General features: G+C 66.5%; 13 protein-coding genes. 8 read left to right on the top strand and 5 right to left on the bottom strand.

From position 1 onward, the window contains the following. Positions 1-17: 17 nt before the first annotated feature. The 3 genes from QUD34_RS02065 to QUD34_RS02055 all read right to left on the bottom strand — a co-directional run bounded on the left by QUD34_RS02065 (position 18) and on the right by QUD34_RS02055 (position 2,323). The gene (locus tag QUD34_RS02065) at positions 18-1,382 is read right to left on the bottom strand and encodes an MFS transporter (protein ID WP_286354929.1); all 1,365 of its coding nucleotides are present in this window, start codon (positions 1,380-1,382) and stop codon (positions 18-20) included. A gap of 45 nt (positions 1,383-1,427) precedes the next feature. Continuing rightward, the gene (locus tag QUD34_RS02060) at positions 1,428-1,814 is read right to left on the bottom strand and encodes a DUF488 domain-containing protein (protein ID WP_286354928.1); all 387 of its coding nucleotides are present in this window, start codon (positions 1,812-1,814) and stop codon (positions 1,428-1,430) included. Positions 1,815-1,879: 65 nt separating this feature from the next. Further along, positions 1,880-2,323: a hypothetical protein gene (locus QUD34_RS02055; protein WP_286354927.1), complete on the bottom strand. Its 444-nt coding sequence runs from the start codon at positions 2,321-2,323 to the stop codon at positions 1,880-1,882. Positions 2,324-2,395: 72 nt separating this feature from the next. On the opposite strand from QUD34_RS02055, the gene QUD34_RS02050 reads away from it, so the two are divergent. The 7 genes from QUD34_RS02050 to thiS all read left to right on the top strand — a co-directional run bounded on the left by QUD34_RS02050 (position 2,396) and on the right by thiS (position 9,760). Further along, entirely contained in the window at positions 2,396-3,232 is an 837-nt protein-coding gene (locus QUD34_RS02050) for an ABC transporter substrate-binding protein (protein ID WP_286354926.1), read from the top strand. Between the two features lie 23 nt (positions 3,233-3,255). Beyond that, positions 3,256-4,887: an L-glutamate gamma-semialdehyde dehydrogenase gene (gene pruA / locus QUD34_RS02045; RefSeq protein WP_286354925.1), complete on the top strand. Its 1,632-nt coding sequence runs from the start codon at positions 3,256-3,258 to the stop codon at positions 4,885-4,887. A gap of 19 nt (positions 4,888-4,906) precedes the next feature. After that, positions 4,907-5,605, top strand: a complete 699-nt coding sequence (locus QUD34_RS02040) for an ABC transporter permease (RefSeq protein WP_286354924.1) — start codon at positions 4,907-4,909, stop codon at positions 5,603-5,605. Beyond that, on the top strand, positions 5,602-6,720 hold the full coding sequence (locus QUD34_RS02035; protein ID WP_286354923.1) for an ABC transporter ATP-binding protein: 1,119 nt from the start codon (positions 5,602-5,604) through the stop codon (positions 6,718-6,720). The genes QUD34_RS02040 and QUD34_RS02035 overlap by 4 nt, the downstream gene beginning before the upstream one ends. A 111-nt stretch (positions 6,721-6,831) precedes the next feature. After that, a complete protein-coding gene (locus QUD34_RS02030) occupies positions 6,832-7,254 on the top strand; it encodes a 4Fe-4S binding protein (protein WP_286354922.1) in 423 nt (140 codons plus the stop codon). Positions 7,255-7,270: 16 nt separating this feature from the next. Then, a complete protein-coding gene (locus QUD34_RS02025; protein ID WP_286354921.1) occupies positions 7,271-9,499 on the top strand; it encodes an aldehyde ferredoxin oxidoreductase family protein in 2,229 nt (742 codons plus the stop codon). 63 nt (positions 9,500-9,562) lie between these two features. After that, positions 9,563-9,760 (top strand): sulfur carrier protein ThiS, encoded by a 198-nt coding sequence (thiS, locus tag QUD34_RS02020; protein WP_286354920.1) that lies wholly within the window; start codon positions 9,563-9,565, stop codon positions 9,758-9,760. 51 nt (positions 9,761-9,811) lie between these two features. On the opposite strand, the gene amaB is transcribed toward thiS, so the two are convergent. Next, positions 9,812-11,326: an L-piperidine-6-carboxylate dehydrogenase gene (gene amaB / locus QUD34_RS02015; protein ID WP_286354919.1), complete on the bottom strand. Its 1,515-nt coding sequence runs from the start codon at positions 11,324-11,326 to the stop codon at positions 9,812-9,814. Between the two features lie 87 nt (positions 11,327-11,413). Between amaB and QUD34_RS02010 the strand changes: the two genes are divergently transcribed. After that, positions 11,414-12,319, top strand: a complete 906-nt coding sequence (locus QUD34_RS02010) for a LysR family transcriptional regulator (RefSeq protein WP_286354918.1) — start codon at positions 11,414-11,416, stop codon at positions 12,317-12,319. A 293-nt stretch (positions 12,320-12,612) separates the two neighbouring features. On the opposite strand, the gene QUD34_RS02005 is transcribed toward QUD34_RS02010, so the two are convergent. Then, on the bottom strand, positions 12,613-12,912 hold the full coding sequence (locus tag QUD34_RS02005; RefSeq protein WP_286354917.1) for an HU family DNA-binding protein: 300 nt from the start codon (positions 12,910-12,912) through the stop codon (positions 12,613-12,615). Positions 12,913-13,005 lie beyond the last annotated feature (93 nt).

The raw sequence follows: 13,005 nt of genomic DNA, 5'->3' as shown, positions 1-13,005 counted from the left end.
CTTCTGCAGCCCGGTCATCAGGCCTGCTTCTGCAGCCAGCGGTTGTAGATCCACAGGCTGAACGCGCTGCCCAGGCCGAAGAGGGTGAGGATGATCCAGCCCGTGGCAGCGGCCTTGGGATCCAGCTTCAGCAGGCCATCGGCCTGCGTCACGGCACCTGCGCACATGACCTTGTTGAAGAGCCAGGCGCCGGCCGGGCCGCCCACCAGGCTGCCGATGGCCATGGGCAGGTTGGCGTAGCCCAGGAAGAGCCCCTCCTGGCCCTTGGGCGCCAGGGAGCCGATGTACTCGTAGAGGCGGCTGGAGGCGAACAGCTCGCCGAAGGCGATCAGCGCCACGGTCATCACCACGAACAGGCTGCCCATGGGCAGCAGCAGCTTCGCCGTCACGCCCCCGGCCATGAAGAGGGGCGCCACATTGATGAGCATGGAGAGGCCGATGATCGCGGTGCCCACGATGATGGACTTGATGGGCGGAAGCTTGCCGAACAGCTTCGTGATGAGCAGCTGGAACAGCACGATGGTGATGGGGTTGGCCATGGTGTAGAGGTCCATGGCGGGCGACAGCTCCACCGTCTTCTTCACATAGAGGGGCAGAACGTTGTAGACCTGGTTGTAGATGAAGTAGAAGCCGCTGCTCACGACCATGAACATGGTGAAGCGGCCGCTACGCAGCACCTTGAAGATCCCGAGAAGCACCTCGGCCACGCTGCGCTTGGGCTTGGCGGGATCCACCGCGGACTCGGGATCGCGGTAGAGCAGCGCCACCACCAGGAAGGCCAGCACCGCCGCCACCATGGACACGACGAAGATGGTGTCGAGCTTGCCGAGCTTGGTCCGCACGAAGAAGGCCGTGAGGCGCCCGAACACGCTGCCGATGTTGATGACCATGTAGAAGATGGCGAAGGCCAGGGTGGCCTTGCCCAGGTGCGTGCGCTGCACGGTGCCCGCGATGCAGGGCTTCACGAAGGAGCCGCCGATCCCGATCAGCACGATGGCCATGGCCACGGGCACCATCACGCCGAGGCCCGCCGTGACCTCCTTTCCGGCCTGGAGGGCCAGCGTCTGCCCCCCGAACCACACCGGGTAGCCCATGAGGAAGTAGCCACCCACGAGCAGCACGCAGGCCATGAGCAGGCTGCGGCGGAAACCGATCTGGTCGGCGATGGTCCCGCTGAGAATGGGCAGGAAGTAGACCAGGAACCAGAGCACGCCGTTGAGCGTGCTGGGCCAGTAGTCGCCCAGGCCCAGGCGCCCCAGGTAGATGACGATGAAGCTGGCCATCGAATAGTAGGCGGCCCGCTCGAACAGCTCGGTGAGATTCGCGTTCCAGTAGCTGGCAGGGAAACGGTACTTCTCGCGGAAGGAAGGCTCGGGGGTCATGGATACCTCGGGGTCGCCTTAGTGTGGCATGCCTTCGGGCCCGCCTCAGCGGATGACCGCGCCCCGCTCCGCCAGCAGCTCCTGCAGCACGGAGCGGTGGCAATGCGCTTCGTCCTCGCAGTAGCACCCCACGGCCAGGTCGGTCTGATGCGACAGCGCCGCCAGCAGGTCCAGGAGCCGCGCCTTCTCGGGCTGCCCCATCTCCGCGCGGTATTTCTTCCGGAACGCGGCCCAGTCCCGGTCGCTGGCGGCGGCCTGGGCCGTTTTCACCAGCTCCTCGCTGGGCGCAGCCTCGGGCAGCCACAGGTCGTAGAAGTCGCGGGAGGCGAACTCGGCCTTCGGCACCCCCCGGGGGGGCCGCCGCACGGTGCCGAGCCGAAGGCCCTCCCCCGGTGCCCGCGGCGTACCCAGACGAACCACCCGAATGGCCATGGCACCTCCTCCAGGGGGACTTGCCCTGATCCATGATCCCCCGTTCGCCCGGTCCGGGCCGCTCCTCAGTCGGGGTACCGCAGGACCTTCCAGTGCAGGAACGAGAAATGCCGCCAGGAGCCCGGCATGTGGGAGCCCACCGAGGCCACCAGCGTGGCCGCCAGGTACCAGGGCAGTCGGGCCTCGGGCTGGAGGACGCCCATGCCCAGCAGGGCCAGCTTCACCAGCACCGCCACGCCGCTGCCCTGGGTGAGGATGGCCGCATCCCGGGCCAGGTCGATGGCCAGGAGCAGGATCCCGCTGCCCAACGTGAGGAGGATCGGCAGGCGGAGGGCGTGATAGCCGGCGCCGAAGGGGATCGCCCCCAGCACCAGGGCCATGGCGGCGATGTGGAGGCTGCGGAGAACCAGTTGGGCGGGTCGCGCCCAGGGGAAGAAGCGCGGCGTTGGGGGGAACAGCAGAGCCCGCAGGGGGCCCGGCTTCCCGGGGCGGCCGGAGAGGGGATCCATCCCCCCGTTGTACCAGCACCGGCATCCCCATGCAGGATCACGCATGCGAAACTGGCCCTTCCGGAGGACGCCATGCATCGTCGTTCATTCCTTGGCTGGACCTTGGCCCTCATGGCCACCCTCCCCGGCGCGGCCCTCGTGGCGGCGCCGCCGACCTCCAAGGTCATCCTCCTGGCCACCACCACCAGCACCCAGGACTCGGGCCTCCTGGACGCCCTCATCCCGCGCTTCGAGCAGCAGACCGGCTTCGTGGTGAAGACCATCGCCGTGGGTTCCGGGCAGGCCATCGCCATGGGCAAGAAGGGTGAGGCCGATGTCCTGCTGGTGCACTCCCCGGAGGCGGAAAAGGCCCTGGTGGCCGAAGGCTCCGGCGTGAACCGCCGCCTCGTCATGCACAACGACTTCATCCTCCTGGGGCCCGCCACCGACCCCGCGGGCATCCGGCGGAGACCCGCGGCCGCGGCCCTGCAGGCCATCGGCACGGGGTCGGCCCTCTTCATCTCCCGGGGCGACAACTCCGGCACCCACGCCCAGGAGAAGAAGCTCTGGAAGGCCGCCGGCCTCGATCCCGAAGGCAAGGCCTGGTACCAGCAGACGGGCCTCGGCATGGGGCAGACCCTGTCCGTGGCCTCCGAGAAGCGGGCTTACACTTTGTCAGATCGGGGCACCTACCTGGCCCTGCGGAAAAAGCTCGGGCTGGAGATCCTCGGCGAAGGTGATGCCTCGCTCTTGAATGTCTACCATGTCATCGAGGTAAACCCGGCCCGGTTCTCCAAGGTGAATGCCGCCGGAGCCCGCGCCTTTGCTGACTTCCTGGTGTCGAAAGACGCGCAGGCCGTGATCAAAGATTTCGGAATCGGTACTTTTGGCTCGCCGCTATTCTTTCCTGATGCCGGCAAGCCGGAGTAGGCCTGCCGGACGGAGGGATTCCCATGTCCAACGCCATCTTCAGCCTGCCCGAATCCGTCAATGAGCCCATCAATCCCTATGCCCCCGGAACCCGGGAACGCGCCCTCCTGAAGGCTGAACTGGAGCGCCAGTACCACCTTGAGCTGGACATCCCGCTCATCATCGGCGGCCAGGAAGTCCGCACCGGAAAGACCCAGAAGGCCGTCTGCCCCCACGACCACGGGCATGTCCTCGCGCGCTTCCACGAGGCCGGCGAAGCGGAAGTCCGCATGGCCATCGACGCCGCCATGGCCGCCAAGAAGGCCTGGGAGGCCACGCCCTGGGAGGATCGTGCGGCCATCTTCCACAAGATGGGTAGCCTCATCTCCTCGAAGTACCGCTACATCCTGAACGCCGCCACGATGCTGAACCAGTCGAAGAGCGCCTTCCAGGCGGAGATCGACAGCACCTGCGAAACGGCCGACTTCCTGCGCTTCAATGCCGGGTTCATGGAGCAGATCTACCGCCAGCAGCCCATCTCCGATCCGCATGTGTGGAACCGCGTCCACTACCGCGCGCTGGAGGGCTTCGTCTTCGCCGTGACGCCCTTCAACTTCACCGCCATCGCCGCGAACCTGCCCACGGCCCCCGCCATCATGGGCAACACGGTGGTGTGGAAGCCCGCCTCCACCTCCATCCTGTCGAACTACTACCTCATGCAGCTCTACAAGGAAGCCGGGCTGCCGGATGGCGTCATCAACTTCGTCCCCGGCCGGGGCTCCATGATCGGCAAGGTCGCGCTGGAGGACCGGAACTTCGCGGGTCTGCACTTCACCGGCTCCACGGGCGTCTTCAACAGCATGTGGAAGACCATCAGCGGCAACCTGGAGCGCTACCGCAGCTACCCCCGCATCGTGGGCGAGACCGGCGGCAAGGACTATGTCTTCATGCACCAGTCCGGCGATGTGGCCCAGACCGCTGCCGCCATCGTGCGCGCGGGCTTCGAATACCAGGGCCAGAAGTGCTCGGCCTGCTCCCGGGTCTATGCCCCCGCCTCCCGCTGGCCCGAGCTGAAGGAGCGGCTCCTCGGGCTGCTCGCCGAGATCCGCATGGGCGATGTGCGTGACTTCCGGAACTACTTCAACGCGGTCATCGACGAGGCCGCCTTCGACAACACGATGAAGTACATCGAGCTGGCCCGGAATGCGAAGGACGCGGAGATCCTCGCCGGCGGCAAGGGCGACAAGTCCAAGGGCTGGTTCATCGAGCCCACGCTCATCCTCACCACCAATCCCAAGTTCGTGAGCATGGAGGAGGAGATCTTCGCCCCCGTGGTCACCATCTTCGTCTACGACGACGCCCAGCTCGACGAGACGCTGAAGATCCTGGACGAGACCTCGCCCTACGCCCTCACCGGCGCGATCTTCGCCCGTGACCGCTATGTGATCAACCACCTCACCGAGGCGCTGGCCAACACGGCGGGGAACTTCTACATCAACGACAAGCCCACGGGCGCCGTGGTCGGCCACCAGCCCTTCGGCGGTTCCCGGGCCTCGGGCACCAACGACAAGGCCGGCAGCTTCCTGAACCTGATCCGCTGGACCTCCCCGCGCACCATCAAGGAGAGCTTCACGCCGCCCGCGGACATCAAGTTCCCCTTCCTCGAAGCGGAATGACCAAGAACAATAGGGGGCTATGGATCTGATCTGGGAGGGCCTCCGGAAAGCGCTGGAGCTGTTGCTCACGCTGGACCCGGAAGTCCTCCGGGTCACCCTGCTCTCCCTCCAGGTCTCGGGCGCCGCCACGCTCATCAGCCTGGTCATCGGACTGGGCATCGCCGTGCCCGTGGCCCTCAACGAATTCCCGGGCAAGCGCCTGGTCATCGCCCTGCTGAACACGGGCATGGGCCTGCCCCCCGTGGTGGTGGGCCTCTTCGTGACCGTGCTGCTGTGGCGCAGCGGGCCCCTGGGCTTCCTGGAGATCCTCTACACGCCGAGCGCCATGATCCTCGCCCAGGCCGTCATCGCCTCGCCCATCATCGCGGGCATCAGCCTCTCGGCCCTCCAGCACCTGCCGCCGGGCCTGCGCCTGCAGATCCTCGCCCTGGGCGCCTCGCGGCCCCAGATGGTGTGGCTGCTGCTGAAGGAGGCCCGCCTGCCCCTGCTGGCCGCCGTGATGGCGGGCTTCGGCGGCGTCATTTCCGAAGTGGGCGCCTCCATCATGGTGGGCGGCAACATCAAAGGCCAGACGCGGGTGCTGACGACAGCCACCGTGATGGAGACGGGCCGCGGCAATTTCGAGGTGGCCTTCGCCCTCAGCATCATCCTGCTGATCCTGGCCTTCTCCGTGAACGCGGTGCTGACCCATGTCCAGCAGCGGGACCGGCCCCGATGAGCCGGGCGGTCCTGCTGGAGGCGCGGAACCTCCAGGTCCATCGGGGCCGCGTCCAGGTCCTGGCCGTCCCCGGGCTGGACCTGCGCGCGGGCGAGGTCCTGGCCCTCATGGGCCCCAACGGCGCCGGAAAGAGCACCCTGATGCTGGCCCTGGCGGGCCTCCTGCCCCTGTCCCAGGGAAGCCTCCGCTTCAAGGGCACCGAGCTCCGGTCCCGCTCAGACCGGGAGGCCTACCGCCGCCGGATGACCATGGTCTTCCAGGATCCCCTGCTCTTCGACGCCACCGTGGCCCAGAACATCGGCGCCGGCCTGAAGCTGCGGGGCCTTCCCGCCGGGGAGCGCGCGCCCCGGGTCCTGGCCTGGGCCCAGCGCCTGGGCATCGGGGACCTGCTCGACCGGTCGGCCCGGCACCTCTCCGGGGGCGAGGCCCAGCGCACCGCCCTGGCCCGGGCCCTCGTGCTGGAGCCGGAGATCCTCTTCCTGGACGAACCCTTCAGCGCCCTGGACGCCCACACCCGCGACGGGCTCCTGGACGACCTGGGGCACATCCTGGCCGAGGCCGGCTGCACGGCGGTCTTCTCCACCCACGACCACGGGGAGGCCGCCCGCCTGGCGCACCGCCTGGCCGTGATGAGGGAGGGCGCCCTCCTCCAGACCGGGGGCCTCCGCGAAGTCATGAACCACCCCCAGGATCCCTTCGTGGCCGCCTTCGTGGGGATGGAAACGCTGCTCAAAGGCCGGGTGGCGGCCTGCCGCGAAGGCCTGCTGACCCTGCAGCTCGGAAAGGGCGCGGGGGGCCGCGAGGTGCTGGCCATGGGCGAGGCCCAGCCCGGCCAGACCGCCCTGGTGGGCATCCGCCCCGAACATGTGGCCCTTTCTTTACAGACCGACAAATCCAGCAGCGCCCGAAACGCCTTCCAGGGGACTGTGACGAAGGTCATTCCCCGGGGCCCCTTCTTCAAGGTCGAGCTGGATTGCGGATTCTTCCTGGCGGCCTTCGTCACCTCGCAATCCCTGGCAGAGCTTGGCCTTGAACCGGGGAGCCCCGTGGTGGCCTCCTTCAAGGCCACCGCCGCCCACCTCATCCGCCGGGAAGGCCTCGACGCCGAAGTGTGACCGCGTCCATTGCGGGGGCCCTGGGCGCGGACTAGCCTCACAACTGGGGTGGCATGGCCACTCCGGATTGACGTGTAGTCAATGGATCCGAATGTCGGAGGCTCCCGAGCCATGAAACAGCTGGTGATCGACTTCCAGAAGTGTGATGCGGGGCGCAACTGCAATCACGAGTGTGAGATGGAGTGCGCCATCAAGGTCTTCAAGGTGGATGACCCCGCCCAGGCGGCCCTCCAGATCAAGGCCTACGAGGAGGGCGGCGGCAAGGCCGTCCTCTGTGACCAGTGCGGCGACTGCGTGGTGGTCTGCCCCACCGAGGCCCTGAAGCGCAACAAGCTGGGCGTGGTGATGATCGACAAGCAGCTCTGCGTGGGCTGCTACATGTGCATCGGCTTCTGCGAGAAGGAGGCCTTCATGCGGAATCCCGATTGGATCGTGCCCCACAAGTGCACCTCGTGCGGCATCTGCGTGAAGGTCTGCCCCCACGGCGCCCTCTCCATCGTGGAAGTCCCCGAGCCGGCCGTTCGGATCATCTGAGCCTTAGGAGCGACCCATGAGCCAGCTCGTTTTCGACCCCAGCAAAGTGATGGACATCGACTACACCCAGCGCACGGAATACCTCGAGGGCCTCGAAGCCATCAAGGCCGCGCACAAGGTGCTGAAGGAGATCACCTACGCGCCCAGCCTGCCGGACAAGGGCTACACCAACCGTACGCTCTATGTGAATGTGGGCACCCACGAGATCACCGAGAAGCCCGTCACCCAGCAGATGAAGGATGTTTTCATCGGCGGCCGCGGTTTCGGGCTCTACCACCTCTGGAACGCGGTCAAGCCCACGACCCGCTGGAATGACCCCGAGAACGAGATCGTCATCAGCCCCGGCCCCGTGGCGGGCATCACCCAGTACGCGGGCACCGGCAAGTCCCTGGTGGTGAGCCTCTCCCCCCAGACCGACATCCCCATCGACTCCAATGTGGGCGGTTTCTACGGCCCCCTGTTGAAGTTCTCGGGCTTCGACGCCCTCGAACTCCAGGGCAAGTCCGACAAGGACATCATCCTGTTCATCGACGGCGTGAAGGGCATCATCCGCATCGAGGAGGCTCCGACCGATCCCGTGGACAGCCATGTCCTCGCGGAAGTGCTGACGCACATGTACGCCGAGAACGAGAAGGATCTGCCGAACATCTCCGTGGTCTCCACGGGCGCGGCCGCCGAGCACAGCCTCATCGGCATGCTGAACTTCTCCTTCTATGACCGCCGCCGCAAGTGCGTCCGCTTCAAGCAGGCGGGGCGCGGCGGCATCGGCACCGTGTTCCGGGACAAGCGCATCCGCGCCCTCGTGGTGCGCGGCCCCAAGGTCGCGGGCGACCTCAACCATCCGGCGGACCCCGAGACCATCGCCAAGACCGGCATCAAGTACCACAAGGAGATCCGCGAGAACGACGGCACGCAGTGCATGATGCGCCGCAACGGCACGGCCCACATCGTCGAGATCATGGACGCCTACGACCTGCTGCCCGTCCACAACTTCCAGTTCGGCTCCCATCCGGATGTCCACAAGATCGACTCCAGCTACTGGCAGCAGCGCTGCACCCAGCACACCGTGGACGGCTGCTGGTACGGCTGTTCCATGGCCTGCGCCAAGGGCGCCGACGGCCTGGTGCTCAGGACCGGCCCCTACAAGGGTCACATGGTCACCGTGGACGGCCCCGAGTACGAGAACGCGGCGGGCCTGGGTTCCAACTGCGGCGTCTTCGATCCGGACTACCTGCTCGAGCTGAACTTCTACTGCGACACCTACGGCATCTGCACCATCACCTACGGCACGCTCACCGCTTTCGTGATGGAGTGCTACCAGCGCGGCATCCTGAACAAGGAGCGCACCGGCGGCCTGGAGATGACCTGGGGCAACGCCGAGGCCGACCTGGAGATGATGCACCAGATGGCCCGCGGTGAAGGCTTCGGCAAGATCGCCGGCCTGGGCGTGAAGAAGATGAAGGAGCACTTCATCAAGAACGGCTGGGGCGATCCGCAGCTCATCAACGACATCGGCATGGAGAACAAGGGCCTCGAGTACTCCCAGTACATGTCGAAGGAATCCCTCGCCCAGCAGGGCGGCTACGCGCTCACCAACAAGGGCCCCCAGCACGACGAGGCCTGGCTGATCTTCATGGACATGGTGAACAAGCAGCTGCCCACCTTCGAGGACAAGGCCGAGGCGCTCTACTACTTCCCCCTGTTCCGCACCTGGTTCGGCCTCAACGGCTTCTGCAAGCTGCCCTGGAACGACGTGGTCCCCGCCGACAACGCCTCCCAGCCCGAGCCCCACAAGGTGCCCGAGCATGTTCAGAACTATGTGGACCTCTTCAGCGCCACCACGGGCATCAAGATCACCAAGGAAGACCTGATCCTGCAGTCCGCGAAGGTCTACAACTTCCAGCGCGTGTTCAACATCCGCATGGGCAAGGGGCTCCGCCTGCACGATGCGGCGCCCTACCGGTCCCTGGGCCCGGTGACGAAGGAAGAGTACGAATCCCGCGCCGAGCGCTACGACCAGCAGATCGTCACCGAAATGGGCCTCGACCCCGCCGGCAAGACCACCGAGGAGAAGATGGCCCTTCACCGCGAGTGGCGCACGGGTCGCTTCTCCAAGCTCATGGACAGCGTCTATACCCGCCGCGGCTGGACCCTGGACGGCGTGCCCACCCTGGAGCGGCTGAAGGAACTGGGCCTCGATGCCTTCCCCGAGGTCGTGGATGTGGTCAAGCAGCATCTCTCCTGAAAAGATCGGCCGCGGATGCGGCTGATCTTTTCAGCCACAGGCAAAGCCGAAGAAAGCCACCGCATGATCCTGGTCAATGAAGAGCCGCTGGGCTGGCACGAGGGCATGACGGTCCGGGACATCCTCCGGGCCCGGAACTACCGCTTTCCCATGCTCGTCATCCATGTGAACGAGGTCCTGGTGCCGAAGAAGGATTACGACACCACCCTCGTCCCCGACGGGGCTGCGGTGAAGGTCATCCACCTCATCAGCGGAGGCTGAACGCGAAGAAGGCCGCCCGAAGGCGGCCTTCTTCTTGCGGCCTGAATACTATCAAAGCTCCAGGGTGATGCCCTGGGCCAGTTCCACGCGGCCGCTGAAGTTGATGGCGCTGGTCTGGCGGCGCATGTAGGTCTTCCAGGCGTCGGACCCGCTCTCGCGGCCGCCGCCGGTCTCCTTCTCGCCACCGAAGGCCCCGCCGATCTCCGCGCCGCTGGTGCCCGTGTTCACATTGGCCAGGCCGCAGTCGCTGCCGGCCGCCGAGAGGAACAGCTCGCTCTCGCGCTGGTCGTTGGTGATGATGGCGCTGGAGAGCCCCTGGGGCACGCCGTTCTGGAGGGCGATGGCCTCCTCGATGGTCCGGTAGGGCATGAGGTAGAGCACCGGGGCGAAGGTCTCCTCCTGCACGATGGGCAGGTTCCCGGGGACTTCGGCGATGCAGGGGGTGATGTAGCACCCGCCGGGGTTGGGGAGCTTCTCGCCGCCGATGAGGATCTTCCCGCCCTGGGCCTTCACCGTCTCGAGGGCGGTCCGCATGGTGTCCACGGCCGCCGCATCGACCAGGGGGCCCATGAGGGTCTCGTCCTTCCTCGGATCGCCGATGGGAGTCTTGCGGTAGAGCTCCAGCAGGCGGTCCCGGAAGGTCCCGTAGATGGACTCGTGGACGATGACCCGGCGGGTGGAGGTGCAGCGCTGGCCGGAGGTGCCGATGGCGCCGAAATAGATGGAGCTCAGTGCGATGCCCAGGTCGCCCTTCTCGCTCACGATGACCGCGCCGTTGCCGCCCAGCTCGAGGATGTGCTTGCCGAAGCGCTCCTGCACCAGCCGGCCCACATGGCGGCCGCCGGGCACCGAGCCGGTGTAGGACACCAGCGCCACGCGCGGATCGGTGTTGATGAGGTCGCCGATCTCGCTGCCCTTGCCGATGGCCAGGCTGCAGATGGCCGGATCGTAGCCGAAGTCGCGAAGGACCTTCTCGACGATCTTCGTGCAGGCGATGGCCGTCAGCGGCGTCTTGGAAGAGGGCTTCCAGAGCACCGTGTCGCCGCAGACCAGGGCCAGGGCCGTATTCCAGCTCCACACCGCCACGGGGAAGTTGAAGGCCGTGATGACGCCCACCACGCCCAGGGGGTGCCACTGTTCCTGGAGCCGGTGCTGCTTCCGCTCGCTGGGCATGGTGAGCCCGTAGAGCTGGCGGGAGAGGCCCACCGCGAAGTCGCAGATGTCGATCATCTCCTGCACCTCGCCCAGGCCCTCGCGCAGGGTCTTGCCCATCTCCAGGGTGACCAGCTCGGCCAGGGCCGCCTTGTTCCGACGCAGCTCGTCGCCGAGGGCCTTCACCACCTCGCCCCGCTTGGGGGCGGGCACCAGCTTCCAGCTGGCGAAGGCGGCGTGGCACCGGGCCAGGGTGGCTTCAAACTCCTGGGGGGTCACATTCGCGACCGTGGCCAGCACCTGGCCGTCGATGGGCGAGCAAACCGACTGGGCCTTGCCGCTGCCCACCCAGGCACCCGAGAACCCACCCAGGTTCGACTCCGACATGCCCAATGATTTGAGGGTTTCTTGCATGACCCACCTCCCTGTTCCATTTGTATCGTTTTTTGTATCAATTATAAAATTCATTCTATTCACACCATGCATGAATATCATTCATGCATGGACGCCCTGCTCGACCTCCCCCAGCTCCGCACCTTCTACACCCTGGCCCAGGCGGGCAGCTTCACGGCCTGCGCCTCGCGCCTGAGGCGGACGCCGTCCGCCGTCAGCCATGCCATGACCAAGCTGGAGGATCTCACCGGCGTCGCCCTGCTGGATCGCCGGGGCCGCAGCCTGGGTCTCACGGAGGAGGGGCGGCGCCTCTACCAGGCCTGCGAGCGGGCCTTCGCCACCCTGGATGCCGCCGCCGAGGACCTGAAGCGCCACCAGACCCAGGCCAAGGGCCGGCTGCGCCTGGGAGCCACCGTCGAATTCGGGAGCAGCATCCTCATGAAGCACATGCAGCCCTTCCTGGCGGCCAACCCGGACCTGGAGATCGACTTCACGCTGAGCCAGGATCTGCTCTCGCCCCTGCTGCGGGACGACCTCGACCTCGTCATCGACTGCCAGGAGCATCCCTTCCCCGCCCTGAAGAAGGTGCCGCTCTTCCGCGAGACCTATGTGGTGGCGTGTGCGCCGGCATTCCGGAAGGCCCATCGCCTGCGCGTCCCGGCGGACCTCTCCCGCAGCCCGGTCCTGTCCCTGGACAAGGCCGGGGCCTGGTGGAACCGGTTCCTCATGGCCATGCCTGACCGGGACCAGCCGCAGCTGGACCGCTTCATCGCCGTGAACCACATCCGGGCCATGATCCACGCCGCCGTGGAGGGCATGGGCGCCCTGCTGGTGCCCCGCTACAGCGTCCTGGAGGAGCTGGAACGGGGCGACCTGGTGGCCCTCTTCCCCGGCATCCGCCCCACCGAGGACCGCTTCTCCATCTACCAGAAGAAGGTGCGGGCCAACCATGAGAAGCAGAAGCTCCTCACCCGTTACCTGCAGTCGTTGAGTCCGGCGGAGTTCGGCTCCTAGGTTGGTGGCGTAAAACAGGGCTGTTCCCAAAAATAGAAGGCCGCCATTCGGCGGCCTTCTCGGTCGTTCTCTGACTTAAATTACATCTGGTCCTTGAGGCCCTTGGCCGTCCTGGCTCGGACCTCCGGTCCTCGGGGCTTCGCCCCCACCATCGGCTGCGCCGATGCGGCCCTATCCTCCCTTCGTTGCACTTCGGTCGGATGGTGAAAACGACTTTGCACGGCCGCAAAGTCGTCTCTTCTTAACGACGAAGGCCGCCTTGCGGCGGCCTTCTGGTCGTGCTCTGACATCCCTTACATCTGGTCCTTGAGGCCCTTGGCCGTCTTGAAGACGACTTTGCGGCCAGCGGGGATCTGGATGCTCTCACCGGTCTTGGGGTTGCGGCCCATCTTCTCCTTGGTCGCGCGCACTTCGAAGGTGCCGAGGCCGAAGAGGTTGACGCGGTTGCCGGTCAGGAGGGTCTCGACGATGTGATCGCGGACGCCATCCAGGATGGACTTGGCACGGGCCTTGGACAGATCCTGGGCCTCGGCGAGGGTGGCGGCGAGCTCGGCGATGCCGAGGGTGTCGGGCTTGGCGGTGGACTTCGCCATGGATGGACTCCTTGGGGATGGGGTGGAGGGGGTCGCCGGCCATGCGGAACCCCGGCAGGACCGGCGCCCGCGGCGGGACCGGCCTTGAGGTGA

This window comes from Geothrix oryzae, from assembly GCF_030295385.1.
GTDB lineage: Bacteria > Acidobacteriota > Holophagae > Holophagales > Holophagaceae > Geothrix > Geothrix oryzae.
The sequence above is the reverse complement of the archived record's forward strand: the minus strand, read 5'-3'. Positions and strand labels throughout refer to the sequence as shown.

Coding starts and splice junctions, on each gene's coding strand:
- QUD34_RS02065 (WP_286354929.1), bottom strand. CDS start 1,382: ATGACCCCCGAGCCTTCCTTCCGCGAGAAGTACCGTTTCCCTGCCAGC.
- QUD34_RS02060 (WP_286354928.1), bottom strand. CDS start 1,814: ATGGCCATTCGGGTGGTTCGTCTGGGTACGCCGCGGGCACCGGGGGAG.
- QUD34_RS02055 (WP_286354927.1), bottom strand. CDS start 2,323: ATGGATCCCCTCTCCGGCCGCCCCGGGAAGCCGGGCCCCCTGCGGGCT.
- QUD34_RS02050 (WP_286354926.1), top strand. CDS start 2,396: ATGCATCGTCGTTCATTCCTTGGCTGGACCTTGGCCCTCATGGCCACC.
- pruA (WP_286354925.1), top strand. CDS start 3,256: ATGTCCAACGCCATCTTCAGCCTGCCCGAATCCGTCAATGAGCCCATC.
- QUD34_RS02040 (WP_286354924.1), top strand. CDS start 4,907: ATGGATCTGATCTGGGAGGGCCTCCGGAAAGCGCTGGAGCTGTTGCTC.
- QUD34_RS02035 (WP_286354923.1), top strand. CDS start 5,602: ATGAGCCGGGCGGTCCTGCTGGAGGCGCGGAACCTCCAGGTCCATCGG.
- QUD34_RS02030 (WP_286354922.1), top strand. CDS start 6,832: ATGAAACAGCTGGTGATCGACTTCCAGAAGTGTGATGCGGGGCGCAAC.
- QUD34_RS02025 (WP_286354921.1), top strand. CDS start 7,271: ATGAGCCAGCTCGTTTTCGACCCCAGCAAAGTGATGGACATCGACTAC.
- thiS (WP_286354920.1), top strand. CDS start 9,563: ATGATCCTGGTCAATGAAGAGCCGCTGGGCTGGCACGAGGGCATGACG.
- amaB (WP_286354919.1), bottom strand. CDS start 11,326: ATGCAAGAAACCCTCAAATCATTGGGCATGTCGGAGTCGAACCTGGGT.
- QUD34_RS02010 (WP_286354918.1), top strand. CDS start 11,414: ATGGACGCCCTGCTCGACCTCCCCCAGCTCCGCACCTTCTACACCCTG.
- QUD34_RS02005 (WP_286354917.1), bottom strand. CDS start 12,912: ATGGCGAAGTCCACCGCCAAGCCCGACACCCTCGGCATCGCCGAGCTC.